The organism is Streptomyces sp. NPDC053755 (genome assembly GCF_040677675.1).
GTDB lineage: Bacteria > Actinomycetota > Actinomycetes > Streptomycetales > Streptomycetaceae > Streptomyces.
In genome coordinates, this window is sequence record NZ_JBFASK010000038.1 from 37,914 (window position 1) to 59,629 (window position 21,716).

Annotated in this window: 18 protein-coding genes; 9 read left to right on the plus strand and 9 right to left on the minus strand. The window is 72.6% G+C overall.

The annotated features are described in order from the left end of the window. Positions 1-4: 4 nt before the first annotated feature. Positions 5-637: a GNAT family N-acetyltransferase gene (locus AB0K65_RS27720; protein WP_365721163.1), complete on the minus strand. Its 633-nt coding sequence runs from the start codon at positions 635-637 to the stop codon at positions 5-7. 131 nt (positions 638-768) lie between these two features. On the opposite strand from AB0K65_RS27720, the gene lon reads away from it, so the two are divergent. Beyond that, on the plus strand, positions 769-3,192 hold the full coding sequence (gene lon / locus AB0K65_RS27725) for an endopeptidase La (RefSeq protein ID WP_365721165.1): 2,424 nt from the start codon (positions 769-771) through the stop codon (positions 3,190-3,192). Positions 3,193-3,289: 97 nt separating this feature from the next. On the opposite strand, the gene AB0K65_RS27730 is transcribed toward lon, so the two are convergent. Then, positions 3,290-4,108, minus strand: a complete 819-nt coding sequence (locus AB0K65_RS27730; RefSeq protein WP_365721167.1) for a lytic polysaccharide monooxygenase — start codon at positions 4,106-4,108, stop codon at positions 3,290-3,292. Positions 4,109-4,466: 358 nt separating this feature from the next. Beyond that, a complete protein-coding gene (locus tag AB0K65_RS27735) occupies positions 4,467-5,303 on the minus strand; it encodes a lysozyme (protein ID WP_365721169.1) in 837 nt (278 codons plus the stop codon). 242 nt (positions 5,304-5,545) lie between these two features. Here AB0K65_RS27735 and AB0K65_RS27740 point away from each other — a divergent pair, with 242 nt between their 5' ends. Then, entirely contained in the window at positions 5,546-6,028 is a 483-nt protein-coding gene (locus tag AB0K65_RS27740) for a MarR family transcriptional regulator (protein WP_365721171.1), read from the plus strand. Positions 6,029-6,107: 79 nt separating this feature from the next. Here AB0K65_RS27740 and AB0K65_RS27745 read toward each other — a convergent pair whose 3' ends face one another. Then, a complete protein-coding gene (locus AB0K65_RS27745; RefSeq protein WP_365721173.1) occupies positions 6,108-6,890 on the minus strand; it encodes a hypothetical protein in 783 nt (260 codons plus the stop codon). A gap of 363 nt (positions 6,891-7,253) precedes the next feature. Between AB0K65_RS27745 and AB0K65_RS27750 the strand changes: the two genes are divergently transcribed. The 5 genes from AB0K65_RS27750 (at position 7,254) to AB0K65_RS27770 (ending at position 13,094) form a co-directional block, all read left to right on the plus strand. After that, on the plus strand, positions 7,254-10,220 hold the full coding sequence (locus AB0K65_RS27750) for a nitrate- and nitrite sensing domain-containing protein (RefSeq protein WP_365721175.1): 2,967 nt from the start codon (positions 7,254-7,256) through the stop codon (positions 10,218-10,220). Next, positions 10,217-10,699 carry a roadblock/LC7 domain-containing protein gene (locus tag AB0K65_RS27755; protein ID WP_365721177.1) on the plus strand — a complete coding sequence of 161 codons (483 nt, stop codon included), beginning with the start codon at positions 10,217-10,219 and terminating at the stop codon, positions 10,697-10,699. Before AB0K65_RS27750 ends, AB0K65_RS27755 begins: the two co-directional genes overlap by 4 nt. Then, positions 10,696-11,109, plus strand: a complete 414-nt coding sequence (locus AB0K65_RS27760; protein ID WP_365721179.1) for a DUF742 domain-containing protein — start codon at positions 10,696-10,698, stop codon at positions 11,107-11,109. Before AB0K65_RS27755 ends, AB0K65_RS27760 begins: the two co-directional genes overlap by 4 nt. Further along, complete coding sequence (locus AB0K65_RS27765) at positions 11,090-11,791, plus strand: ATP/GTP-binding protein (RefSeq protein ID WP_365721180.1); 702 nt, start codon at positions 11,090-11,092, stop codon at positions 11,789-11,791. The genes AB0K65_RS27760 and AB0K65_RS27765 overlap by 20 nt, the downstream gene beginning before the upstream one ends. A gap of 67 nt (positions 11,792-11,858) precedes the next feature. Then, positions 11,859-13,094 carry a styrene monooxygenase/indole monooxygenase family protein gene (locus AB0K65_RS27770; protein ID WP_365721182.1) on the plus strand — a complete coding sequence of 412 codons (1,236 nt, stop codon included), beginning with the start codon at positions 11,859-11,861 and terminating at the stop codon, positions 13,092-13,094. Here AB0K65_RS27770 and AB0K65_RS27775 read toward each other — a convergent pair. From AB0K65_RS27775 to AB0K65_RS27790, 4 genes are all read right to left on the minus strand, one after another. Further along, positions 13,085-14,284 carry an NlpC/P60 family protein gene (locus AB0K65_RS27775; protein WP_365721184.1) on the minus strand — a complete coding sequence of 400 codons (1,200 nt, stop codon included), beginning with the start codon at positions 14,282-14,284 and terminating at the stop codon, positions 13,085-13,087. The genes AB0K65_RS27770 and AB0K65_RS27775 overlap by 10 nt on opposite strands. A gap of 454 nt (positions 14,285-14,738) precedes the next feature. Further along, complete coding sequence (locus AB0K65_RS27780; protein WP_365721186.1) at positions 14,739-15,035, minus strand: hypothetical protein; 297 nt, start codon at positions 15,033-15,035, stop codon at positions 14,739-14,741. Positions 15,036-15,045: 10 nt separating this feature from the next. Further along, positions 15,046-15,777: a TetR/AcrR family transcriptional regulator gene (locus tag AB0K65_RS27785; protein ID WP_365721188.1), complete on the minus strand. Its 732-nt coding sequence runs from the start codon at positions 15,775-15,777 to the stop codon at positions 15,046-15,048. 151 nt (positions 15,778-15,928) lie between these two features. Further along, a complete protein-coding gene (locus AB0K65_RS27790; RefSeq protein WP_365721190.1) occupies positions 15,929-16,864 on the minus strand; it encodes a diiron oxygenase in 936 nt (311 codons plus the stop codon). A gap of 260 nt (positions 16,865-17,124) precedes the next feature. On the opposite strand from AB0K65_RS27790, the gene AB0K65_RS27795 reads away from it, so the two are divergent. Together AB0K65_RS27795 and AB0K65_RS27800 are read left to right on the plus strand one after the other, a co-directional pair. Then, positions 17,125-18,234 (plus strand): ferritin-like domain-containing protein, encoded by a 1,110-nt coding sequence (locus tag AB0K65_RS27795; protein ID WP_365721192.1) that lies wholly within the window; start codon positions 17,125-17,127, stop codon positions 18,232-18,234. A gap of 123 nt (positions 18,235-18,357) precedes the next feature. After that, positions 18,358-19,215, plus strand: coding sequence for a proline-rich domain-containing protein (locus AB0K65_RS27800; RefSeq protein WP_365721194.1), 858 nt, complete (start codon positions 18,358-18,360; stop codon positions 19,213-19,215). Positions 19,216-19,305: 90 nt separating this feature from the next. On the opposite strand, the gene AB0K65_RS27805 is transcribed toward AB0K65_RS27800, so the two are convergent. Then, positions 19,306-21,716: hypothetical protein (locus tag AB0K65_RS27805; RefSeq protein ID WP_365721196.1), on the minus strand; the 2,411-nt coding region annotated here is incomplete at its 5' end.

A 21,716-nucleotide genomic window follows, 5' to 3' on the forward strand; every position in this document is an offset into this window, starting at 1 on the left:
GCCGTCAGTCGCGGACGATTCCGGTGAGGGGGCCTTCGTACCGCCAGCCCACGCTGCCGTACAGGCCCAGTCCGTCCCGCGTCGCCGAGAGGACCCCCGTCACCGCCCCGGCCTGCGCGGCGGCGGCTTCGAGGGTGCGCATGACGTTGGCGCCCAGGCCGCGCCGCCGGTGTGCGGGGTCGGTCTCGATCTGGTCGGCGACCGCCGTCGCCCCGGTCGGGGCGATCTGTCCGCGCGCGGCGAGGGTGCCGTCCGGGGCGAGGATCCTGACGCGGACGACGCCGTCGCGCGTCTCCGTGGTCCGGGCGTACCCCTCCGGAGCGGGCGGACGCGCCCCCGCGTCCAGGCGCTTGCACATCATGAAGCCGGGGTCGTCCGGGATGGTCCAGCCGGGAGTGATCCACTCCCCGGCCTCCTCGGGCGTCGCCATGATCTTCAACCAGGCGTAGGGCTCGGTGATCTCCGTACAGAGCTTGCCCACCGAGACGGCGTCGGGGGCGGGCAGGACATGGCGGAAGACGTGGTTCGGGTGCCCCACGTCGATGCGGTAGCCCCACGGCTCGACGACGGCGGGCGGTGTCCCGCGCGAGACGGTCCACCCCGCCACCCAGGCAGATGTAATAGCTCCCATATCCATGGAGGCATTACATCTGCGGATCGGTGGAGGGCGCGAGGATGATCGCTGAGAGCGAACGGCGCCAGGGGAACATTCCTGCGCTCACAAGCATTGAGTCGGCATAGCTCAACTTGACTGCCGAAGGGGAGATCATGACTGCCGAGTCCACGGAGTACCCGACGCTCACCCTGCCCGTGCTGCCGCTCGACGACGAAGTGGTGCTGCCGGGGATGGTGGTGCCGCTCGACCTGTCCGACGCCGACGTCCGCGCCGCGGTGGAGGCCGCCCAGGCCGCCGCGCGCTCCGGCGGCGGAGCGGGCGCGGGCAAGCCGCGGGTGCTGCTCGTGCCCCGCGTCGACGGCACCTACGCGGGGACCGGTGTCCTCGGGACCGTCGAACAGGTGGGCCGGCTCTCCGACGGAGACCCCGGCGCGCTGATCAGGGGCCGCGACCGCGTGCGGATCGGGGCGGGGACCACCGGCCCGGGCGCCGCCCTCTGGGTCGAGGGAACCGTCGTCGAGGAGACCGTGCCCGACCCGCTGCCCGGCGCCGTGGCCGAGCTGGTCAAGGAGTACAAGGCGCTGGCCACCAGCTGGCTGAAGAAGCGCGGCGCCTGGCAGGTCGTGGACCGCGTCCAGCAGATCGACGGTGTCGCTGCCCTGGCCGACAACTCCGGCTACTCGCCCTTCCTCACCGTCGAGCAGAAGGTCGAACTGCTGGAGACCGCCGACCCGGTCGCCCGCCTCAAGCTCGCCACCGCGCAGCTGCGCGAGCACCTGGCGGAGCAGGACGTCGCCGAGACCATCGCCAAGGACGTCCAGGAGGGCGTCGACAAGCAGCAGCGCGAGTTCCTGCTGCGGCGCCAGCTCGACGCCGTGCGCAAGGAACTGCGGGAGCTCAACGGCGAGTCCGAGGGCGACGAGTCCGACGACTACCGCGCCCGTGTGGAGGCCGCCGACCTGCCCGAGAAGGTGCGGGAGGCGGCGCTCAAGGAGGTCGAGAAGCTGGAGCGGTCCAGCGACCAGTCCCCCGAGGGCTCCTGGATCCGCACCTGGCTGGACACCGTTCTCGAGCTGCCGTGGAACGAGCGGACCGAGGACCGGTACGACATCCAGGGCGCCAAGGCCGTCCTGGACGCCGAGCACGCGGGCCTGGAGGACGTGAAGGAGCGGATCACCGAGTACCTCGCGGTGCGCAAGCGGCGCGCCGAGCGGGGTCTCGGCGTGGTCGGCGGCCGGCGCGGCGGTGCCGTGCTCGCGCTCGTCGGTCCGCCCGGTGTCGGCAAGACCTCGCTCGGCGAGTCCGTGGCCCACGCGATGGGGCGGAAGTTCGTCCGCGTCGCGCTCGGCGGCGTACGGGACGAGGCCGAGGTGCGCGGCCACCGGCGTACGTACGTGGGCGCGCTGCCCGGCCGGATCGTGCGGGCGATCAAGGAGGCCGGGTCGATGAACCCGGTGGTCCTGCTCGACGAGATCGACAAGGTCGGCTCCGACTTCCGGGGCGACCCGGCGGCGGCCCTGCTCGAAGTCCTCGACCCGGCGCAGAACCACACCTTCCGGGACCACTACCTGGAGGTCGAACTCGACCTCTCCGACGTCGTCTTCCTGGCGACGGCGAACGTCCTGGAGGCCATCCCGGAGGCGCTGCTCGACCGGATGGAGCTGGTGCGGCTCGACGGCTACACGGAGGACGAGAAGATCGTCATCGCCCGGGACCACCTGCTGCCCAGGCAGCTGGAGCGGGCGGGTCTGGAGCCGGGCGAAGTCGTCCTGGAGGACGCGTCGCTGCGGAAGCTGGCGGGGGAGTACACCCGGGAGGCGGGCGTCCGCACCCTGGAGCGCTCGATCGCGCGGCTGCTGCGGAAGGTGGCGGCGGAACACGAGCTGGGCGACCGCGAGCTGCCGTTCACGATCACCCCGGACGACCTGCGGGCGCTGATCGGCCGCCCCCACCACGTGCCCGAGTCGGCACAGGACCCGGCGGAGCGGCGCACCTCCGTCCCCGGCGTGGCGACCGGTCTCGCGGTCACCGGCGCCGGCGGTGACGTCCTCTTCGTGGAGGCGTCGCTGGCCGACCCGGAGACGGGCGCGGCGGGCCTCACGCTGACCGGCCAGCTGGGCGACGTGATGAAGGAGTCCGCGCAGATCGCGCTCTCCTTCCTGCGCTCGCACGGCGCCGAGCTGGAGCTGCCCGTCACCGGCCTGAAGGACCGGGGCGTGCACATCCACTTCCCGGCGGGCTCGGTCCCCAAGGACGGCCCGAGCGCGGGCATCACCATGACGACCGCGCTGGCGTCGCTGCTGTCCGGTCGCCTGGTCCGCACGGACGTGGCGATGACCGGCGAGGTGTCGCTCACGGGGCGGGTGCTGCCGATCGGCGGCCTGAAGCAGAAGCTCCTCGCCGCCCACCGGGCGGGCATCACGACGGTCGTGATCCCCAAGCGCAACGAACCCGACCTGGACGACGTCCCGGCCGAGATCCTCGACAAGCTCGACGTCCACCCGGTCACGGACGTCCGCCAGGTCCTGGAGATCGCCCTCGCCCCGGCGGAGATCCCGGTGGGCGTGGCGGCGTAGTCCGGCCCGATCCGCCGGACACACCCTCGATCCGATCCCGGCGAAGCGGGGCGCCCCCGACAGGAGGCGCCCCGCTTCGCCGTGCGCGCCCGGGCGGCTACGGCCGCGTGCGGCGGCGGGAGAGGAGCAGGCCGCCCGCGGCGAAGGCGGTCAGGGCGCCCGTGCCGACGAGGGCCAGGGGCAGGGGGGACGGGGATGCCGGGAGGGCGTCGGCGGAGAGGGCGGGGGGCCGCTCGTCGCCGCCGTGGCCCGCGTGGCTGACCGTGGAGCGGTCCGCGCCGGCCGACAGCTCGGCCTCCGTCGGGGCGGTCGCCGAGGCCGCGCCGCCGAAGGTCACGTCCGAGCAGCTGTAGAAGGCCTCCGGGCTGTCGGAGCGCTGCCAGACCTTGTAGACGACGTGCCGGCCGGTGCGGGCGGGCAGGGTGCCCGGGAAGTCGTAGAAGCCGTTCGTCGCCGTGCGCGTGGTGGCGTAGGCGGCCACCGGTGTCGCGTCCAGGTCCGACCACTTCAGGGGCTGGGTGGGGTCGAAGCCCTGCTTGGTGATGTAGACCGTCATCGTGCCCGAGTGCGCCGCCGTCGCCCGTACCTTGAAGTCGAAGGGGCCGGCCTTGACCGCCGTGGCCGGCCAGTCCGTGCGCGCCCAGTCCAGTGCGCGGTACTTCTCGCGGTTGGCCGAGCAGAGCTTCCCGTCCGGGATCAGCGCCCGGTGCTGTCCGTCCGCGTTGGCGATGTTCACCTCGTTCCAGTCGTAGAGCGGCTGGGTGCCCGAGTCGGCGACGAGGTCCCTGCACACCTGCGACTTCGGCGTCTCGGGTCCTTCCGCGAAGCAGGCCGCCACTCGGCTCACCGGATTGAAGACGGCGCCGTGGGCGCTCGCGACGGACGGGGTGAGGGGGACGAGCACGGCGGCGGACACGGCGGCGGCGGTGGCCGCGGCGGCGCGGCGGGCGGAGGGCCGGGACGACAGGGACCGTGGGCGCCGAGGGGACGACAGGGACCGCAGGGACGGCATGGGGAGGCTCTCTCTCGTACGTGGGGAGACGGGAACGAGCAGGGCACGGGCGGGCAACGAATCGCCCCCGTAAGGCAGTTGAACGCCGTACGAGCCCGTCGGGACCGAGCCTCGCATTGGTCCATACCAATAGACAAGGGGGTGGGCTGAAAACGCCCGACGGCCTCCCGGGCGTGCCGCACGGCCGGGAAGCCGTCGGGACGGGGTGCGCCGCGCACCCGGGAGGCCGTCAACGCGCCGGCGGCCGCCGGCGGGGGGCGCCTCAGCCGTTGGCCAGCGCCTGCACCCGCGAGAGGTCGCCGTTGAAGTGGTTGTGGTCCCCGACCGTCGGTCCGGACGAGGTGTACTGCCACATCGTGTAGTACGGCCAGCCCGCCGGGAGTTCGCCGACCGACGTGGCGTACCGCGCCACCCACAGCGGGTTCGTCGCGCCGAAGCCGCTGTAGTTGCCGGTGCACTCCTTCCACCAGCTCGTCGCCGTGTAGATCACCGCGTCACGGCCGGTCCTGGCCTTGTAGCGGTTCAGGAAGTCGCGGATCCACGTCACCATCCCGGACTGCGTCTTGCCGTAGCAGGACGCGCCGTACGGGTTCCACTCGATGTCCAGCGCGCCCGGCAGGGTCTTGCCGTCCCTGGACCAGCCGCCTCCGTTGTTCACGAAGTAGTCGGCCTGCGCCGCGCCCGTCGTGGTGTCGGGCGTCGCGAAGTGGTACGTGCCGCGGATCATGCCCACGTTGTACGAACCGTTGTACTGCTGCGTGAAGTAGGTGTTCTTGTAGTAGGTGCCCTCCGTCGCCTTGACGTAGGCCCACCTCACCCCGCTGTTCCACAGGGTCGACCAGGCGACGTTGCCCTGGTGGCTGGAGACGTCCACGCCCTCGGTCTGCGTGGCCTGGATCGAGATGCCGCCGGGCTGTCCGCCCTGGCCGTCGTGGGCCGGTACCCCCATGCCCATCCAGGCCGAACCCCGGGCGGGCACCTGCCGGGTGCCGGGATCGTCCGCGGCGTTCGCCGTGCCGGAGAGGGCGAGCGGGAGGAGCAGGGCCAGGGCCGCGAGCGCGGCGCCGGCGAGGGTCTTTCCGGATCTGTGCACGGGCATTGCGTGCCTCCGAAAGGCTCGGTGGGAGCGTGAGGGGGACCACGGGCGGGCCGCGGCGGAGCGCCCTTGCAGTGGACATGTCATTGAGCGCCGGAGCAGACGCTACGCACGTAGACCCGCCCGGCGGAAGAGGGACCGGGTGCTGCCGTTGGTCTACTCCTGCGAAATACTGGGGGAGCTGCGGTGATGACCGCCGGCGGAGGAAACTTTCAGCGACCGGAAAGCGCGCGAGGGGTGCTGACGTGCACGGAAGCGGTACGGGAAGTGAAGGCGGCCCCACCGGCAGGAGTGGTGTGGACCAGGAATTCCTGGCGCTGGAAAGGGAACTGGCGGTCTTCCTGCGGCGCGCCCGCGCCCAGTCCGGCGAGATGGCCCGCGAGGTCCACCCCGAACTCGAACCCGCCGCCTACGGTCTCTTCGTGCGGCTCGACGACACCGGCCCGCAGCGGGCCACCGAACTCGCCGGCTACTTCGGCGTCGGCAAGGCGACCATGAGCCGTCAGCTGCGCGCGCTCGAGGACCTCGGCCTCGTCGCCCGCGATCCCGACCCCGCCGACGGGCGCGCCTCGCTCGTCCGGCTCACGGAGGAGGGCCAGGGGCGCTTCCGGCGGGTCCGGGACGCCCGGCGCGGGCGGTACGTCCGCAAGCTCGCCGACTGGGACCGGGGCGAGGTCGCCGAACTGGCCCGCCTGCTCCACCAGCTGAACGCGCGCGCGGAGAGCTGACGGCCGAAGGCCGCCCTCGCGCGCGGGCCGCCCGGGCGAGCCCCCGGCGACGGGCGCCCTCAGGGGCGCGCCCCATCCCTCACAGAACCGCGTACACCGCCGTCGCGTCGTCGTGCCTCTTCCGGCGGCGCGGGCCGCCCGCCGCCCCGTCCGCCTCCTCCAGCGCCCGTACGCGCCGGAGCAGCGCGTACGCGCCCTCCTCGCGCAACACCCCGCAGCAGTCCGCCCAGTCGCCCGCCCCGAACGGATCCACCCAGCGCGTCGCCCCGTCGGAGAGCGCCGCCAGGGCCCGCACCTCGCCCCGGGGCGTCGTGCCGGTCACCGCGCGCTCCGCCACCGCGGGGTCCGCCGCGGCCGTGAAGAAGCCGCCCTCCCGGTTGCGCAGCCGGTCCGTCGCCTCCAGCGAGCGCAGGACCTGCGCCGGGACGCGGTCCAGCCGGTCGTCGCGCAGGGCCCGCACCTTCCCGTCCGGCGCCTCCAGGAGCAGCACGGCGTCCGACAGCACCAGCTGCTCGACCCGCTCCCCGTCCCAGCGGGCCATGGCGACCGTCGCCTGCGGCGTACGGACGTGAGAAAGGTCACAGCTGCCCCGATGGGCGTCGGCGGTGCGCCGGATTGCCGCCGAGAGGATCCCGGTCAACGTCATCTCGGCCCGAGAAGCGGACAGTTCGGTCAAAGCCCCACCGAGGCGCGCGGTGAACCAGGGGACGCCGTGCACACAACCGTCGTCGCCGACGGGCGGCGTCACCCCGTCGAGCACCACGACCGTCCCGCCCACCCCGGAAGCGGGAAGAGCAGCGGCTGCCCAGTCCTCGTTGGGGCGTTCGGGGCTGCCGGGGAGGGTGACCACTTCGGTGCGCATGATCTCCAGTCTGCACCGGTGCCCATCACTCCTTCACAGCACCTCCAGACGGCCGCGTCAGGCCCGTACCAAGCCCCCGGAGCCCGGAACCGGGGCGGAACGGCGGGCTCCGGGAAGCTGCGGGCGGGCATCCTGCCAAAGCCCGCGCGGAAGATCCAACCGGGGCCCCGCGCGAGCCCGCACCGGGCGCCGGCGGAAGTTGTTCGCCAACTCAGGAGTGTTGTTCACTCGTTCGGGTGGCGGAGCGGCCGATGCGCGTCCCCTTCCCAGAAGCGCTGGAATGGTCGGAAGCCGTACCAGGGGTGGGGGCGCTCTATCGAATGACCGGTCGTCACCTCTGCTTCATGGGCGGACGAGTCGAGAATGCGAGCACCGGTGCAGAAGAAGCGGCCTCGGAGCAACAGCGGCACGCGGAGCCAGAGCCCCGGTGACCCGCTGCCCACGGGCGACGTCCGGGGCCCCGGCGCGAACGCCCCCGGCGGCGGTACGGCCTCCACGCCCCCCGGCGCTCCCGTCGGCCGCCCCAAGCGGGTCCGTAACCGTCTGGTCGCCGGAGTCGCCCTCGTCGGCGTCACCGTGCTCGCCGCGGGAGCTCCCGCTGTCCTCACCGCCTCCGCCGAACTGAGCGACTCCCAGCGGCTCGTCACCCTCGCCGAACTCGACCGCCAGGCGGTCACGCTCGCCCACTCCCTCGCCGACGAGCGCGACGAGGTCGTCGCCTACATCGCCGCGGGCCGGGACGAGCAGCAGGGACCCCGCGACGACAGGCGGCAGGTCACCAGCGCCGGCTCCACCCGCGTCGACCGCCAGATCGACGAGATCCGGCCCGCCGCCGGCCCTGAGCTGCGCCGCGACCTCGCGGCCCTGCCCTCTGTCCGCCGCACCGCGCTCACCGGCAAGGGCACCGCCCTGGAGGCCCACCGGGCCTACTCCGAGATCATCGCCAAGCTCCACGGCCTGGCCGAGGAACTCGCCGAGAAGACCCCCGCCCGCGCCGCCGAGGCCACCAGGGCCCCCGCCGCCCTCGGCCGCGCCGTCGAGCAGGCGTCCACCGCCCGGGGACTGCTCCTGGCCGCCCTGGCCGTCCCGCAGCCCGAGTCCACCGGCGGCACCCACTACGACCCCGTCACGGGCACGTACGTGGCCGACGAACCCGAGGGAGCGGAGGAGGCCGACCGCGCCCGCGACGCCCTCACCGCCGCCGCGCAGCAGGCCCGGGTCCGCGAACTGGCCGCCCTGGCCGACTTCGACCAGGCCGCCACCGCCGAGGGCCGTGACTCCCTCGCCGCCACCGTGACCGGACCGGACGTCAAGAGCGCCGAGCGCTACCTCGCGCGCCTCACCGACCAGCCCGAACTCTCCTCGTCCGAGCGGAAGACCGACCCCGAGAAGCTGGGAGCCGCGCTCTCCGCCCGGATCGAGCAGATGCGCGGAGTCGAGTCCGCGCTCGCCACGGGACAGGTGGAGCGGTTCACCCAGCTCCGCGACGACGACGTCACCGCCCTCGAGGTGCGCATCGCGTTCCTCGGCGGCTGCCTTCTCGTCGCGGTCGGCATCTCCACCTTCGTCGCCCGCACCCTCACCCGCCCCCTCGCCGTGGTGCGCATCGGAGCCGCCCGTCTCGCGGCCGCCCCGGAGACCGAGGAACCCATCCGCTTCACCGGCCGCAACGACGAGTTCGCCCAGGTCGTGCGGTCCCTCAACACGCTGCAGGGCAAGCTGGCCGCCCTCGCCGCGCGCACCGAGCGGCTCGACAGCGAGGGCGCCGACCTGGCGGGTGCCCGCGACGCCATCGCCGCCGAACTCGCCGCCCAGCGCGCCGACCTCCAGGGACAGACCGCCCTCCTCACCGCCGAACTCGAGCGGCTGCGGAACAGCGTCCACCACACCTTCGTCAACCTCTCCCTGCGCAGCCTGGGCCTGGTGGAGCGCCAGCTCGGCGTCATCGAGAAGCTGGAGGAGCGCGAGCAGGACCCGGAGCGCCTCGCCACCCTCTTCAAGCTCGACCACATGGCGACCGTCATGCGCCGCCACAGTGAGAACCTGCTGGTCCTCGCCGGCCACGAGCACGTGCACGGCCACCCGGGACCGGTCCCGCTCGTCGACGTGCTGCGCGCCGCCGTCAGCGAGATCGAGCGCTACGAGCGGGTCACCATCCAGTCCCTCCCGCCGCACGCCCAGGTCGCCGGCTTCGCCGCGGACGACCTGAGCCACCTGATCGCCGAGCTGCTGGAGAACGCGACCGCCTTCTCGCCGCCCGACTCCCAGGTCCAGCTGTCCGGCTGGCTGCTCGAGTCCGGCGAGGTGATGCTCTCCGTCCAGGACGAAGGCATCGGCATGACCGACTCGCGGCTCGCGGAACTCAACGCGCGCCTCGCCGAGGCCGACCCGGCGGACATCGACGGGGAGGGGCTCGGCATCCGCGTCGCCGCCCTGCTCGCCGCCCGCCACGGCGTACGGGTGGAGCTGCGCGAGCAGAAGCAGGGCGGCATCGCGGCCGTCGTCGTCCTGCCGCAGGCGCTGCTGCCGACGGCTCCGCCGGTCGCCGTCCCGCCGGCCGTTCCGGTGGCGGGCGGGGCGCCCACCCTGAACCTGCCGGGCTCGGTCGCCGAGGCCAACTCCAACGCGCTGCCGTCCCGCACCCGCGACCCGCTCGTCGAGGCGGCCGAACACGCCATCGCGGCGGCGGGACCCGCGGTCACGGCGGAGCCCGAGGCGGTGGCGGACGAGACACCGGAGCCGGGGACCCAGGAGCCGGCGGGCACGCAGGAGTCCGTACCCGAGCCCGAGCCCGCCCCCGCCGTCGAGGCGGAGGCCGGGGACGAGGCGGACGGCGAGGTGGACGGCGAGGCGGGGGCGGAGTCCGTCGCCGAGACGACCCTGCAGGTCCGCCTCCCCGATCCGCCGCCCGAGCCGGACACCCACGAACGTGCTCCCGCCGAGCCGCACCACGCGGACGTCCACGAGGAGGCGCGCCCCGAGGCCGACGCGGACGCCGAGGCGCCGGCGGAGGCCGACGTCCAGCGGATCACCGACAAGGGCCTGCCCAAGCGCACGCCGAAGATAGTCCGTCAGGCCGACACCACGACCACCCCGCGCAAGGGCGGTGTCGACGCCGAGGCCCTGCGCCGCCGGCTCGGAGGGTTCCACCAGGGAGCCCAGGCGGGCCGCAGGGACGTCGAGGCGGAGATCGAGGCCGTGCAGACCGCCCGTCCCGAGGAACGTACCGAGGCACGGACCGAAGGACGTACCGAGGCGCACACGGAAGCACGCACGGAAGCACGCACAGAGGAGAAGACGGGGGACACAGTCGAGGAGGCACGCAGTTGACTGCGACCGGAACATTCGGACTGAGCAGCGAAGCACGTAATCTTCACTGGCTGCTGGGCAACCTCGTCGAGGAGGTGCCCGGCGTGCGCTCCGTCGCCGTCGTGTCCTCCGACGGGCTGCTCCTGCTGTCCTCGGACCCGGCCCAGAACGCCGCCCCCACGGAGGGCCGCCGCACCACCGGCCCCCGGGGCTCCAGCGCCGACCTGGCGACCATCGTCTCGGGCATCGGCAGCCTCACCATCGGCGCGGCCCGTCTGATGGACGGCGGCGGGGTCAAACAGACCATGGTGGCCATGGAGGAGGGCAGCGTCTTCGTGATGTCGATCAGCGACGGCTCCCTGCTCGGAGTCCACGCCACGCCCGACTGCGACATGAGTGTCGTCGCGTACCACATGGCGCTCTTCGTCGGCCGCGCCGGACACGTACTCACCCCCGAACTCCGCAGCGAGCTGCGCAAATCGATGGAGAGCACCCAGTGACGTCCGCCTCCCACGCCCATCATCTGCCGATCCGCGGGGAGGGCCGCCGTCCCGCGCGCGTCCGCCCGTACTCGCTCACCGGCGGCCGTACCCGCTTCGGTCACGTCCTGCTGGTCGAGACGTTCGTGGCGGCCCTCGAAGCGCCGCAGCGGCGCAAGGTGCTGACGGACGGCGGCCTCGCCGCCCGCGGCCTCATGCCCGAGATGCGGGCCATCGTCGAGATCTGCCGCCGGATGCGTACGGTCGCGGAGATCTCGGCCCTCCTGAAGATGCCGTTGGGTGTCGTCCGAGTGCTGCTCAGCGACTTGGCCGACCAGGGAAAGATCCGTGTGTACGGGACCGGTCACGGCACCGGCCAGCCCGACCGCGCGCTCCTCGAAAGGGTGCTGAGTGGACTCCGTCGCCTCTGACGTCGCCTCCGTCTCCGACTCCCCGGCGCTCGCCGGTATACCCGCGCAGCCCGAGGCCGCCCACGAGGCCGTGCCCGATCCGCTGCTCCCGGCGGCCGAGGACGGCGCCCAGGACTGGCAGCTGGACCACACCCGGGCCCCGATCGCGACCAAGGTCGTGGTCGCGGGCGGCTTCGGCGTCGGCAAGACGACCTTCGTCCGCGCGGTCTCGGAGATCACCCCGCTCCAGACCGAGGCGCTGATGACGCAGGCGAGCGAGGGGACCGACGACCTCTCCGCGACGCCCGACAAGCTCACCACCACCGTGGCCATGGACTTCGGCCGGATCACCCTCGACAGCGACCTGGTCCTCTACGTCTTCGGTACGCCGGGCCAGCAGCGCTTCTGGTTCATGTGGGACGACCTCGTGCGCGGCGCGATCGGCGCGATCGTGCTCGCCGACACCCGTCGGCTGACGGACTGCTTCCCCGCGCTCGACTACTTCGAGAGCTGCGGGCTGCCGTACATCGTCGCCGTGAACCACTTCGAGGGCACCGAGCGCTTCGAGCCCGAGGACGTCCGGGAGGCCCTGACGGTCCCCCCGCACGTGCCCGTCGTGATCATGGACGCGCGCAAGCGGTACAGCGTGGTCGAGTCCCTGCTCGCCATGGTCGCGCACGCGCTGGAATCCACCCCGGAGTAGGCGCCGTTCCCGTCCGGACCAGGAGCCACCCCCGAACAACGCTGCTCATTCGTTAGGAACCCCCGCCATGCGGAAGATACTCATCGTCGGCGCCGGCCAGTCCGGTCTCCAGCTCGCCCTCGGACTGCAGTCGCAGGGGTACGAGGTCACCCTGATGTCCAACCGCACGGCGGACGAGATCCGGTCCGGCCGGGTCATGTCCACCCAGTGCATGTTCGACACCGCGCTCCAGCACGAGCGCGACCTCGCGATCAACTTCTGGGAGTCGCAGGCCCCGCAGATCAAGGGCCTCGGCGTCTCCGTCGCCGGTCCCGACGCCTCCCGCGTCATCGACTGGGTGGGCCGGCTCGACGGCTACGCCCAGTCCGTCGACCAGCGCGTGAAGATGGCCGGCTGGATGGAGACCTTCGCCCAGCGCGGCGGCCAGCTCGTCATCCACGGCGCCGCCGTCTCCGACCTGGACTACTTCTCCCGCTCGTACGACCTGGTCCTGGTCTCCGCCGGCAAGGGCGAGCTGGTCTCCATGTTCGGCCGGGACGCCGCCCGCTCCCCGTACGGCGAGCCGCAGCGCGCCCTGGCCGTCGCGTACGTCCACGGCCTCGGCCCCCGCCCCGAGCACCCGGACTTCGACGCGGTCCGCTGCAACCTGGTCCCGGGCGTCGGCGAGCTGTTCGTCATGCCGACCCTGACGACCTCCGGCCGCGCCGACATCCTCTTCTGGGAAGGCATCCCGGGCGGACCGCTCGACGTCTTCCAGGGCGTCAAGGACCCCTCCGAGCACCTGGCGCTCACGCTGGAGCTGATGGAGAAGTTCACGCCCTGGGAGTACGCGCGCGCCACCAGGGTCGAACTCACCGACGCGGGCGCCACCCTGGCCGGCCGCTACGCCCCGACCGTCCGCAACCCGATCGGCCGGCTCCCCGGCGGCGGCCTGGTCCTCGGCGTCGCCGACGTCGTCGTCGCCAACGACCCGATCACCGGCCAGGGGTCCAACTCGGCCTCCAAGTGCGCGGCCGCGTACCTCGCCTCGATCGTCGAGAACGGCGACCGGCCCTTCGACGAGGCCTGGATGCAGGGCACGTTCGACCGCTACTGGGACACCGCGCAGCACGTCACCAAGTGGACCAACGCCATGCTCGGGGTACCGCCGGAGCACGTCCTCGGCCTCATCGGCGCGGCCGGGCAGCTCCAGCCCGCGGCCGACCGGTTCGCCAACGGCTTCAACGACCCGGCCGACTTCGAGAACTTCTTCTACGACCCGGAGAAGACCTCCGCGTACCTCGCCTCGCTCACTCAGGGCTGATCGAACCCCTCGTCCGCGCCGTCCGTTGCTCCCGCCGGGAGCTCGGGCGGCGCGAACGCGTCCAGGGCGGCCCCGCCCGGGTCGGGGCGGACCGCCCCGAGCAGCGGATTGGCGGCGATCGGGGAGACCTTGACCCGTCCGCCCGGGCGGGGCGCGTGCACGACCATGCCCTCGCCGATGTAGACGGCCACATGGGTCGCCTCGGGGAAGTAGACCACCAGGTCGCCGGGGCGCAGCTCGCTCAGCGGCACCTTCGGCAAGGTCCGCCACTGCTCCTGGCTGGTGCGCGGGATCTCCCGGCCGGCACTCGCCCACGCCCGCATGGTCAGCCCCGAGCAGTCGTACGACTCCGGCCCCTCGGCGCCCCACACGTACGGCTTGCCGATCTGCCGGACGGCGTAGCGCAGGGCCTCGCCGCCCTCGCGCGAGGGCGTGCGCCGGACGGACAGCACTCCCGAGTCGACGATCTCGCGTTGGGCGCCCGCGGTCTGCGTCCGCTCCAGCTCGGTCAGCCGGGCGAGCTGCGCCGGGGACAGGGAGGCGAGCAGCCGCTCGACCTCGGTGAGCCGGGCCCGGACGTCGTCGCGCTGCTCGCGCTGCCGCGCGGCGAGTGTGCGCTGCCGCTCCAGGGCCTTGCGGGACGCGGCCGCGAGCGCGTCGGCCTGCCTTGCCGCGTCCTCGAGCCGGGAGACGGTGGTGGCGCGGTCGCGGGCCGCGCGGGCCACGATGTGCTTCCGGTCGAGGGCGTGCTGGGGATCCGGGGCGAGGAGCACCTGGAGGTAGGACGAGAGCGCCGTGGCCGCTGCCCGCCCCTGGTACTGCTCCCGGGCGAGCCGCCCGGCCGCGTCCCGTCCCCGTTCGAGGGCCCGGCGGGCGGCGGCGAGCCGGTCGGTGACCTTCTTGGTGTCGGCGGTCTGCGCCTTGAGGGCTTCCTCGGTGGCGTTGTGGCTCTCGGTCGCCTGCTCGGCCTGCCGGTAGAGGGTCTGCAGCCGGGTGAGGAGGGCGGCGACGGAGTCCCCTCCGGGGGGCGGGAGCGCGGCGGCGTCGTCGTCCTCCGGGGAGGCGGCGGCATCGTCGGTGTCGGGGGCGCCTTCTGCGGCCGGGTCGTCCGGCGCGGGGTCGTCCGGCGCGGGGTCCTCGGGGGCGGGGTCCTCGGGGGCGGGGCCCGAGGTCTCGGCGGGCTCGTCCATGGGGTCGGCGTCGGGCGCGTCGTCCCGTAGGGCTTCGGGCGGTCGTCCCCGCGGGTCGGGAGGGATCACGGGTTCGTCCGGGCGCGGGCCGTCGGGCGACCGTGAGGGCCCAGCCCAGGAGCGCGTCAGGGGCCGCGTCGGCGTCCCGCCCGGTCCGTTCGGGGAAGCGAGAGCCCGGTCCTCTTTCGGACCGCCGTTGTCCCGGCCGCCCGCCGAACTCGCCGTCGACGGCCCGGCCGGGCCGGTGGCGGCCGCCGGGGAGGCCGCCGGGGAGGCCGGCGCGTCGGCCGGCGCCCCGGCGGGCGGCGCCGCCGTCAGCGCCGTCGTGGCGGCGAGCACCGCCCCCGTGCAGATCGTGCGCAGCAGCCTTCCTGACACGTCATCACCTCCACGGAGATGATGACGCACAGAATCATGCGATTAACGCATTAAGGGGCGTTTCGGCGGGGTGGGCTCACTCGTCCGGCGGCGGGGAGGCAGGCGGGGACGCCGGCCGGGACCACGGCCACTTCAGCTCGCGCCGCTCGCGGCCCCCGGGGGCGTACGCGTAGACCCAGCCGCGCTGGATGCCGAGCCGCTTGGTGTGCCCGGCGGGCTCGCGGCGGTACGCGTACACGGTCGGCGGACCGCCGTCGGCGGCGGGCACCGGCACCTCGTACCACTTCGGGGGGTGTCCGGTCGGGCCGAGGAGGACGGGCAGGACCCGGCCGTCCAGGGGGCCGCCGCGAAAGGGGGTGTTCTCGCTTCTCACCCCACCAGTCTCATATGAGGTGGGCCGCCTCGCCGACCACCGGGAGTACCCGCCGGGCCAGCCTCCCCACCGGCCCGTCCGGCGTCTCCTGCGCCAGCAGCCGCTTCACCACCGCGGCCGTCTCCTCGTCCGTCGCGGTGGTCGCCGCGAGGAGCGCGACGAGATGGTCGACCAGCCAGCCCCGCAGTTCGTCGGCAGGGGGCCGCTTCTCCTCGTCGAGCCAGATCAGCGAGGCCGCCTCCACGGCCGCGATCCACGTCCGGACCATCATCCGCAGCCGGTTCCCGGGCCGGTCCACGCCCAGATGGACGAGGATCTGCTCGGCGGCGGCGCGCCTCACCTCGTCGACGATCGCCGTGGTCCGGGAGGTCTCGGCGACGCTGCCGCCCCGCAGGAGGGCGCTGAATCCGGCGTCGTGCTGATCGACGAAGGCCAGGTACCGGTCGAGGACCCGGACGAGCCGCTCGGTCGGCGAGCCGACGGGCGGCTCGGTGAAGCACAGTTCCAGCTCGTCGGCGGCGGAACGCAGCGCCGCCTCGTAGAGCTGCTGCTTGCCGCCGGGGAAGTAGCGGTAGACGAGCGGCCGCGAGACACCGGCCGCCTCGGCGACGTCGTCGAGCGAGACGTCGTCCGGCGCCCGGTGCGCGAACAGCGACAGGGCCGCGCCGAGGAGCTGGATCCTGCGCTCCTCGACGCTGAGCCGGCGGTACGCGGGTGACGCGGGCGTGCCGGGACTGGTCATGCCACGCAGCGTAACTCCGCGGGCCGACCCGCAGGCGGCCGCCGCCGGTCCGACCGGTGGGGCCTGGTCCCGCCCCCGGCCACCGCGCCCGGCCCGCGGCCCGCTCACCACCCCGGCCCCCGGCCCGCACGCGTCCTGAGGGTCCACGGGGTCACGCCAGCAGCCCGGACGCCTTCCACAGCCGCCGTCCGGGTCCCCGGAGCACACCGATGTCGTCCAGGAAGTCGGTCAGCCGCTTGGCCCCCGACTGCATCACCTCGCGACGGTGGCCGCTCGCCTTCACCTGGGCGACGGCCTCGCGGCGGTTCAGCCCGACGTTGTCGTACACCGCCGGGTTGATGAAGCAGACGGAGAAGACGCGGGCGGCCTCGCCGCAGCTGAGCCGGGTGAACTCCTGCTCCCAGCGCGGGGCGGTCACCATCTGCCGCCGCAGCTCCTCGCGGGCGTACCGCACATGCCGTGCCTCCTCGACCACGTGGATGCGGGTCACCCCGCGCACCAGCGTCTGGACGCGCTCGTCGGGGAAGGTCAGACGCTGCATCCAGTCGAGGATCTCCTCGCCGAGGAGCGTGGCGGCGAAGGAGCCCGGGGTGGTGGAGACGGTCTTCAGGACGCGGGCCAGGTTGTGGTAGATCCGCGGCACGGGGTAGGCGGGCGCGCCACCCTTCTGGATCATCCTGGCGAACATCATCGAGTGCCGGCATTCGTCGGCTATCTCGGTGAGGGCGTAGCGCACGTGGTTGCTGGTGACCGACTTGTCGTAGATGTGCCGGACGAGCAGCTGCATCAGAATGATCTCGAACCAGATGCCGAGCGAGGCGAGCGACGCGGCCTCGTGGCGGGCGAGGTCCATCCGCTGCTCCTCGGACATCCGCTTCCACAGCGGGGTGTCGTAGAGGGACACCAGCTCGGGCGGCCAGAACCACTTGCCCTCCTCGACCGGGGCCTCCCAGTCGAGTTCGGTCTCGGGGTCGAAGGAGTGCTTGAGGGAGGACTCGAGCAGCCGCTCGGCGACCTGTTCCCGGTCGCGGAGGGGGCCCAGGGCATCCCGGAGGAGGGTGAGGTCTTGCTCGGTCAGGGCGGTCATGGCGGCGGGGCACCTCGCTGTGCTCGCGGTCGGGTGGACGGGATCTCAGTCGGCCGGGTCAAGGGGATCGCGGTCGGTCGGGTGGACGGGATCTCAGTAGGTCGGGTCAACGGGATCGCGGTCGGGCACCGGCGGTCACCCTTATGAGACTGCTCGTCAGCAAGACCGTCAATCCCTTGCGCGCCACTTGTTGACCCCGTGTCTACCAAGGTGTGAGCTTGAGGACGGCCCGCTCATCGTTCCGAGTGAAGGAGGCGTCGGTGTCGACGCACGACCTCTACACGAAGGCCCCCGGGGAGCCGATCTGGCCGGTACCGGCGGCGGGTTCGGCCCGCTTCACCTGGGAGTACGACGACGGTCGCGACCGTCTCCTCGCCCTCTACCAGAAGGGCAAGGACAAGCAGTGGGACAGCGTCAGGCGGATCGACTGGGAGCTGGAGGTCGACCCGTACGACCCCCTCGGGACGCCGGACGAGGTGATGACGCTCCACGGCACCCGCCACTGGGCGAAGATGACGCCGAAGGACAAGGGGGAGATGCGCCGGCACTACACCTCCTGGCAGTTCAGCCAGTTCCTCCACGGCGAGCAGGGCGCGATGATCTGCGCCGCCCGGATCGTCGAGTCCGTCCCCGACCTCGACGCCAAGTTCTACTCGGCGACCCAGACGATGGACGAGGCGCGGCACGCGGAGATCTACGCCCGCTTCCTCCACGAGAAGATGGGGATGCTCTACCCGATCGACGACAACCTCCAGAGCCTGCTCGGCGACACCCTGCGGGACACGCGCTGGGACATGCCGTACCTCGGGATGCAGGTGCTGATCGAAGGACTCGCGCTGGCCGCCTTCGGCATGATCCGCGACACGACGGACAAGCCGCTGCCGAAGCAGATCCTCGCGTACGTCATGCAGGACGAGGCCCGTCACGTGGCCTTCGGCCGCATGGCCCTGCGCGACTACTACCGACAGCTCTCGGACGCCGAACGCCGCGAACGCGAGGAGTTCGTGATCGACGGCTGCTACCTCATGCGGGACCGGCTGCGCGGGGTCGAGGTCCTGGAGAACTTCGGCATCCCGAGGAAGGAGGCCGAGGACCTCTCCGAGCGCAGTGAGTCGCTGCGCCTGTTCCGCAAGCTTCTCTTCAGCCGGATCGTGCCGTGCGTGAAGGACATCGGCCTGTGGGGCGAACGCCTCCAGAAGGCGTACGTGGACATGGGCGTCTTCGACCTCGGCGACTCGAACCTGGACCTGCTGATGACCCAGGACGAGGAGTACGCGGAGGCGCTGGACCGGGAGCGGTTCGCGGCGGAGGAGAAGGCGCGGGTGGAGGAGGTACGCGCGGCGGTGGAGGAGGGGGCGGCTCAGGGGTAGGGCTGACGCGCCCAGGGCCGCCGGTCACGGGGAGGGCCGCCGGTCACGGGGAGGCCCGCCGGGCAGGGGGCCTCCGCCCCCTGCCCGGGTGGGCGTCCGGGAGCGTGACGTAGCGTGCCCGGCATGAGCATGCCGCCGCCGTCGCAGAATCCGCAGCACCCCCACCCGTACGCCGGGCAGGTGCCGCCCCCGCAGGCGCCCCAGGGGTACCCGCAGCAGCCGGGAGCGTACGGGCCGCCGCAGGGCTACCCCCCGCAGGGCGGTCCGCATCAGGGAGTGCCCCCTCAGTACCAGGGGCCGGCGGGGTGGGGGCAGCCGCCCTTCGGGGCGCCGGGGCAGGGGCCGCGTAAGAAGCGGACCGGAATGGTCGTCGGCATCGCCCTCGGGGCCGTCGTCGTGGTCGCGGGTCTCGGCTATGCCGGGGTGTCCCTGCTCGACGGCACCGGGGTCACCGGTTCGTTCCCCGAGGCGACGCACCGGCTCGTCGTTCCCAAGACCCTGCTGGACGGCGAGTACAAGCTCGTCAGCGACGCCTCAAGGACCGAGGGCAAGGAGGTCGAGGACACCTACGACCCCACCGTCAAGGACGCGAAGGCCGCCATCGCCCAGTACGGCGGCAAGGAGAACGCCGTCCTCGTCGTCTCCGGCTTCCACGGCCGCCTCAAGGACCCCGAGGGCACGCGCGCCGCCATCCTCAAGGGCGCCGTCGACAAGCAGTCCACCCTGGCCGTCCCCCCGAAGGACTTCACCCCCGCCGGCCACGACGGCCTGACCGTCACCTGCCAGGTCACCACCTCGAAGGACGCCACGGGGACCGCGACCCTCCCCATGTGCGCCTGGGGCGACGACAACACCGCCTCCTTCGTCGCCGTCGTCACCGCGGAGTCGGCCGTCGCCGACCCGAAGGACGTCGACCTGGCCGAGATCGCCGAGACCACGGCCGAGGTCCGCGCCGAGATGCGCAAGCCGATCGGCGGCTGACGGCCGTCCGCTTGCGTGAACGGGCCGGGCCCCGGCCGCCTGCCGCGAGGCAGGTGACCGGGGCCCGGTGTCAGGCGGACGGGTTCGGGATCAGCCGAGGGCCCGGACGCCACGCCAGTCGACGGCCAGGACCGTCCTGACAGGCGCGTTGGTGTTGGTGGTGGAGGGGTAGTACAGCTTCATGTTGCCCGTGTCACCGAAGCGGGCCCAGATGTCGGGCACGCCGTCGTTGTTGACGTCGGGGATGCCGATCGCCGAGGTGACGTTGGCTTCGGTCCAGCCCGTGCCGAAGGCGACATCGCCGTTGGCCGAGTTCGCCGCCACCTTGATCGACTCGAGGTCGACGCTGCCGGCGACCGCACCGGGCTTGCCGTGGCGGGCGTACATGTTGCCGTTGTCGAGGTTGCGCCACAGCAGGTCGGGCGTGCTGTCCTTGTTCATGTCCGCGATGTTGACGATGTCGCGGCGGGCCCAGGCGGAGCCCTCCATCAGCGTCGCGGTCTGGAAGGTGGCGCCGGTGTAGCCGGACAGCACCCAGAACGCCGTCCCGGCCCGCACGGCCAGGTCGGGCAGCTTGTCGCCGGTGATGTCGCCGATCGCCTTGATCTGCGTCCAGGTGGACGGAGCCGGGGCGTTGGACGGCAGACGGACCTTGATCCGGTCGTCGACGTTGAAGCTGCCGTAGCCGTCGCCGGGGTAGAGCCAGAACTTCTTGTCCGGGGTGACCGCGAACAGGTCGGTCGAGCCGTCGCCCGGGTAGGCGTCGTTGTAGTGCGTGATCAGTGAAGCGGTGCCGGCCGCGTCGATCCAGTGGTTCGGCGGGTCGACCGCCGAGTCCTTGGTCACGTACGAGGCGGTCAGGCAGCTGTACAGCTCACCACCGGTGCCGGCGGCGGCCGGGTCGACGGGGGCGCCGACGCAGTTGCGCAGCTTGCCGTCCGGGTGGAGGACGAGCAGGTCGGCGATGTCGTCGCCGCCCGTGTCCATCGGGCCGTCGGCCCGGTCGCGCGGCGGCAGGTAGAAGGCGTAGTCGCCGCGGATGCTCTGGTTGCCCGAGACGTCGTAGGCGTACACGTTCAGCCAGTTGGGGCCGGCGTGCCGCGGCTGGATCCCGGTCAGCGTGACCTTGCCGTTCACCGGGGCCGGCGTCTCGATGAGAGCCTCGCCCTCGAAGGCGTACTTGAACTTGGTCGCGCCGGTGGCGGTGAAGGTGAAGTCACCGGGGGTGCCGAACTTGACCTTGGCCCAGGTCGCACCGTCGCTCGTGGCCTCGGTGAACACCGTGCTGGTGATGTCCGGCTGCGGCGGCGCGGTCGGGTCCACGGTGATACGGCACGGCTCGGTGGTGTTCGGCGGGAAGTACGTGGACACGGCACCGACCTGGTCGATGGCGTGGACGTCCCACGAGTATGTCGTGTTGGCCGTGATGTCCTTCAGCATCGGGTCCGTGGCGGAGATGATCCGCGTGGCGGTCCCGGAGGAGTTCGGGGTGACGTCGACGGGGGCCGGGACCGTCCCGCCGGTGGGCCAGAAGCGGAAGCGCAGCTTCGACAGGTTGCCGTCGGCGTCCTTGGCGTTGGCCGACAGGGTGATGTTGGTGCGGCCGATCACCACACCGGAGCCGGGGCCCGGGGTGCAGGCGCCACCGGGAGACGTGGTGCCGGCGGTGGGCTCGCTCGGCGGACGGTTGTAGTCGACCTCGAAGGTGGCGGAGGTGGCGCGGAACTTGCGCCAGGTCTGCGTGTCCGACTCGCTGGTGGCGCGCATGCCGAAGGTGATGTTCGACCAGCCGGCCGTGGCGGCCTTCTGCGCGGCCGCCTTCACGTTGGTGTTGTCCCAGGCCTCGTACTCGTCGGGGCAGGAGGTGGACCAGCCGTGGGCGAAGGACTTCGACTGCAGGTGGGTCGTCCAGGAGGGCTGGGCGTTCCAGGTGGTGCCGGTGGAGATTCCGCCGGTCAGGTAGAACTTGAACTCACGGTCCGTACAGGACCAGGAGTGGTTGTTCAGCACCTTGTAGGAGGCCCGGGTGACCGTGGCACCCTTGATCTTCGGGTCGAAATCCATCCGCCAGAACGAACGGCCCAGGCCGCCGGTGTCGCTCTCGTAGCCCACGCGGGCGTCGGAGGTGCCGGAGGAGAAGTTGGTGCCGTTCCAGAAGCTGCTGTTGGGGTACTTCCGGTAGGCCGTCGTCCATGCCTCGTACCCGGCGTTCATCGTCGGGTCGACGAAGACGGGGAACTTTACGCCCGGCTTGGTGAACAGGCCCGTCTGCGCCACGTTCAGCGAGAGGCGGGCGGTGCCCGTCTCGTCACCCTCCAGTGCGACGGGGAGCTGCGCGGACTGGGCGCCGGGCTCGATGCCGGTCAGACCGGAGAGCTTGAGCACGTCCGCCGGGGTGCCGGCGGCGGTACGGGGCGTGGCCTGGGCACCCGACAGCTCGGGGTCACGGCCGCTGGAGTCCCACGCGAACGGCGTCGGGATGGAGGCGACTTCCTTGCCGG

Excerpts from the sequence above, each read along its gene's own strand:
- AB0K65_RS27735 (WP_365721169.1), bottom strand. The coding sequence starts at position 5,303 with ATGCCCGTGCACAGATCCGGAAAGACCCTCGCCGGCGCCGCGCTCGCG.
- AB0K65_RS27775 (WP_365721184.1), bottom strand. The coding sequence starts at position 14,284 with ATGGACGAGCCCGCCGAGACCTCGGGCCCCGCCCCCGAGGACCCCGCC.
- AB0K65_RS27720 (WP_365721163.1), bottom strand. The coding sequence starts at position 637 with ATGGATATGGGAGCTATTACATCTGCCTGGGTGGCGGGGTGGACCGTC.
- AB0K65_RS27770 (WP_365721182.1), top strand. The coding sequence starts at position 11,859 with ATGCGGAAGATACTCATCGTCGGCGCCGGCCAGTCCGGTCTCCAGCTC.
- lon (WP_365721165.1), top strand. The coding sequence starts at position 769 with ATGACTGCCGAGTCCACGGAGTACCCGACGCTCACCCTGCCCGTGCTG.
- AB0K65_RS27750 (WP_365721175.1), top strand. The coding sequence starts at position 7,254 with ATGCGAGCACCGGTGCAGAAGAAGCGGCCTCGGAGCAACAGCGGCACG.
- AB0K65_RS27745 (WP_365721173.1), bottom strand. The coding sequence starts at position 6,890 with ATGCGCACCGAAGTGGTCACCCTCCCCGGCAGCCCCGAACGCCCCAAC.
- AB0K65_RS27785 (WP_365721188.1), bottom strand. The coding sequence starts at position 15,777 with ATGACCAGTCCCGGCACGCCCGCGTCACCCGCGTACCGCCGGCTCAGC.
- AB0K65_RS27790 (WP_365721190.1), bottom strand. The coding sequence starts at position 16,864 with ATGACCGCCCTGACCGAGCAAGACCTCACCCTCCTCCGGGATGCCCTG.
- AB0K65_RS27800 (WP_365721194.1), top strand. The coding sequence starts at position 18,358 with ATGAGCATGCCGCCGCCGTCGCAGAATCCGCAGCACCCCCACCCGTAC.